Below are 2944 nucleotides of genomic sequence, written 5' to 3' on the forward strand. Positions count from 1 at the left end.
AGGGTTTGTCAGCGGTCTGATCTTGCTCTGTGATTTCCGTTAGAATAGTTTTAGCCAGTAATGAAAAGAGAATTGAGAAATGAAACGAATGGGATATAAAGGGGCAATTTTGGTATTCTGTATGCTAAATCTGACCGCTTGTGGCACAATTTCAAGTTTAGCAGAAGATGATTACACCCCTTATGCAGGGGTAATAAAAGATTTTCAAACGATGAGAGAAGGGGGCGTTATCAGTGTGTTAGCCGTGATAGATTTACCCCTTAGTTTTGTGTTTGACACACTATTATTACCCGTTACGCTAACTCGTTAAGCGGTATGTTTAAGCATTGCGATATAGTTACAGCTCACATCTTTATTAAGCCAAAATTTCTCTGTGAGCGGATTAAAATGGTAGCCCACCATTTCAGTACAACTTAATTGAGCCTGATCGCCCCAATTTAATAACTCAGCAGGCTTAATAAATTTCTCAAATTCGTGAGTGCCTTTTGGCAACATTTTAAGCACATATTCCGCACCAATAATGACTAAAGCATAGGCTTTAAGTGTACGGTTAATCGTAGAGAAAAAAAGTACGCCGTTAGGTTTTAATAAGGCTTGGCAACTTTGAATAATCGAAAGTGGATCAGGAACGTGTTCTAACATTTCCATACAGGTAATAACGTCAAACTTTTCGGCATTACAAGCGGTCTGTTCTGCTAAAAAATTTTCAATAGTAGTTTGTTGATAATCAATAGTTAAATTATTTTGCTCTGCGTGTTGTTTCGCAATCGCCAGTGGCTCTGTCGTCATATCAATGCCCATTACAGTTGCTCCTAATTTAGCCATTGCTTCACTTAGAATACCGCCACCACAGCCAACATCAAGCACTTTTTTACCAAATAAGCCACCCGATTTTTCATTGACATAGGCTAGGCGTAAAGGATTAAGTAAGTGAATAGGTTTAAAATCCCCTTTCGGATCCCACCAGCTTTTTGCCATTTTTTCAAATTTTGATATTTCCTGTTGATCAACGTTCTGCATAAAACCACCTATAACAATTTTTTAAGGGGAAATTTTACCTGATCTCTACCGATAAAAACGGAAAAAACGACTAATTTCTGTAAAAAAGCTGAAATAAAACGGTGATTTTGTCTAAAAAATTTACAAAAAGGTTCAAAAATAGTCTTTTGATTAGTTTTTTTAATGATTATTATAAATTTTTTTAAATTTTTCTTGCAAATTGAAATGAAGTCGATAAACTCTGCGTCATTCAAACACAAGATTAATAAAAATTAAGGAAACCTTTATGAGCGATTTAAACGTACTTTTCCAAAAAATTAAACAGCGTGATCCAAACCAAGCACCTTTCCACCAAGCGGTTGAAGAAGTTTTTGGTAGCCTTGCTCCGTTTTTAGCGAAAAATCCACAATACACTAAATATGGCTTATTAGAACGTATTGTTGAACCAGAGCGTGTAATTAGCTTTCGTGTAACCTGGGTTGATGACAAAGGTCAAGTACAAGTAAATCGTGGTTATCGTGTACAGATGAACTCAGCAATTGGCCCATATAAAGGTGGTTTACGTTTTCATCCAACGGTGGATTTAGGCGTATTAAAATTCTTAGCCTTTGAGCAAGTATTTAAAAATGCCTTAACAACTTTACCGATGGGCGGTGGTAAAGGCGGATCAGATTTCGATCCTAAAGGTAAATCGGATGCGGAAGTAATGCGTTTCTGCCAAGCCTTTATGAGTGAATTATTCCGTCATATTGGTGCAGATACAGATGTTCCAGCTGGTGATATTGGTGTGGGGGGTCGTGAAATTGGCTATTTATATGGTCAATATAAAAAATTACGCAATGAATTTACTTCGGTATTAACAGGAAAAAGTTTAACGTGGGGCGGTAGTTTAATTCGTCCAGAAGCAACAGGTTACGGTACAGTCTATTTTGCAGAAAGTATGTTAAATACGCGAGGTCAAAGTTTTGATGGCAAACGTGTTGTGATTTCTGGTTCTGGTAATGTGGCACAATATGCAGCAGAAAAAGCAATCCAAAAAGGTGCAAAAGTATTAACTGTTTCAGATTCTAACGGCTATGTATTATTCCCTGATAGTGGTATGACAGAAGCACAGCTTGCAGCATTATTAGAACTCAAAAATGAGCGTCGTGAGCGTCTTTCAGTTTATGCGAAAGAGCAAGGTATTCAATATTTTGAAGGTCAAAAACCTTGGGGCGTAGCGTGTGAAGTCGCACTACCTTGTGCAACGCAAAACGAACTGGATACAGAAGATGCAAAAACATTACTCAAAAATGGCTGTATCTGTGTGGCTGAAGGGGCAAATATGCCATCAACATTAGGTGCAGTAGAAGTCTTTGTTGATGCGAAAATCCTATACGCACCAGGTAAAGCATCAAATGCAGGTGGCGTTGCAACTTCAGGTTTAGAGATGAGCCAAAATGCAATTCGTCTATCTTGGAGTCGTGAGGAAGTGGATCAACGTCTATTTGATATTATGAAAAATATCCACGAAAACTGCGTAGAAAATGGTACAGAAAATGGCTTTGTGAACTATGTAAATGGTGCAAACATTGCAGGCTTTAAAAAAGTTGCGACAGCAATGTTAGAGCAAGGCGTGGTGTAATATCCGCTTAATATAATTACCTAACTCTTATTTTGACATCCTCCCCATCTAAAGGATGGGGATTCCTACTAGCTCCCATTGCAAGCAATAGGTACTCTCGGTGGGTTCTTGTTGCTGACCGCTAGTGCGGTTCATTTCACAAGCGCTACGGACACGCCCTGCCCTGATATTATTATACGTGGACGATTACTCGCCCACGTGCCAATACGTTTAACGCACCGACTACATCGGCGTTTTCCCTGTAGCCACATTCTACGCACTCAAAATCGGCTTGCGTTTGGCGATTTTCCTTTGAGGTCATACCGCAACAAGGGCAAATTC

Annotated in this window: 4 protein-coding genes; 2 read left to right on the plus strand and 2 right to left on the minus strand. The window is 38.9% G+C overall.

Annotated features, from left to right (window positions below; translation table 11 throughout):
- Positions 1 to 79 precede the first annotated feature (79 nt).
- Positions 80 to 310, plus strand: a complete 231-nt coding sequence (locus tag A1D25_RS01680) for a YceK/YidQ family lipoprotein (protein WP_157393992.1) — start codon at positions 80 to 82, stop codon at positions 308 to 310.
- Here A1D25_RS01680 and ubiG read toward each other — a convergent pair.
- Positions 307 to 1020 carry a bifunctional 2-polyprenyl-6-hydroxyphenol methylase/3-demethylubiquinol 3-O-methyltransferase UbiG gene (gene ubiG / locus A1D25_RS01685; protein ID WP_157393993.1) on the minus strand — a complete coding sequence of 238 codons (714 nt, stop codon included), beginning with the start codon at positions 1018 to 1020 and terminating at the stop codon, positions 307 to 309. The two genes, A1D25_RS01680 and ubiG, sit on opposite strands and share 4 nt — an antisense overlap.
- A 265-nt stretch (positions 1021 to 1285) precedes the next feature.
- Between ubiG and gdhA the strand changes: the two genes are divergently transcribed.
- Positions 1286 to 2623, plus strand: a complete 1338-nt coding sequence (gdhA, locus tag A1D25_RS01690) for an NADP-specific glutamate dehydrogenase (protein ID WP_157393994.1) — start codon at positions 1286 to 1288, stop codon at positions 2621 to 2623.
- Positions 2624 to 2795: 172 nt separating this feature from the next.
- Here gdhA and A1D25_RS01695 read toward each other — a convergent pair.
- The coding region (locus A1D25_RS01695) for a zinc ribbon domain-containing protein (RefSeq protein ID WP_157393995.1) at positions 2796 to 2944 on the minus strand (149 nt) is incomplete at its 5' end.

Origin of the sequence: Ursidibacter arcticus, from assembly GCF_009761375.1 — a bacterium.
Classification (GTDB): Bacteria; Pseudomonadota; Gammaproteobacteria; order Enterobacterales; family Pasteurellaceae; genus Ursidibacter; species Ursidibacter arcticus.

Coding starts and splice junctions, on each gene's coding strand:
- A1D25_RS01680 (WP_157393992.1), top strand. CDS start 80: ATGAAACGAATGGGATATAAAGGGGCAATTTTGGTATTCTGTATGCTA.
- ubiG (WP_157393993.1), bottom strand. CDS start 1,020: ATGCAGAACGTTGATCAACAGGAAATATCAAAATTTGAAAAAATGGCA.
- gdhA (WP_157393994.1), top strand. CDS start 1,286: ATGAGCGATTTAAACGTACTTTTCCAAAAAATTAAACAGCGTGATCCA.